The sequence below is a fragment of the Acidovorax sp. FJL06 genome (assembly GCF_003852545.1).
In the GTDB taxonomy this organism is placed as follows: Bacteria; Pseudomonadota; Gammaproteobacteria; order Burkholderiales; family Burkholderiaceae_C; genus Acidovorax.
Window position 1 is genome coordinate 1 of record NZ_QAJR01000082.1, and the last position, 238, is coordinate 238.

The following is a 238-nucleotide window of genomic DNA, read 5'->3' on the forward strand; positions in this document are numbered from 1 at the left end:
CGTGAAGATCGACCAGTCGCACGCGGGCTCCAGCGCCCAGGCGCGTGCCGTGAACGACGGCCTGGCCGCCGACGTGGTCACCATGAACACCACCACCGACGTGCAGTTCCTGGCCGACAGCGGCGTGGTGGCCAAGGATTGGGCCAAGAAGTTCCCGCACGACGCATCGCCCACCACCTCGACCATGCTGTTCCTGGTGCGCAATGGCAACCCCAAGCACATCAAGGACTGGGACGAC

At 66.0% G+C, this 238-nt stretch carries 1 protein-coding gene; it reads left to right on the top strand.

Features of this window, described 5'->3' with window-relative positions; translation table 11 throughout:
- Window positions 1-238, top strand: a 238-nt coding sequence (locus DBV10_RS22600; protein WP_158616846.1) for a substrate-binding domain-containing protein, incomplete at both ends; no start/stop codon positions are given.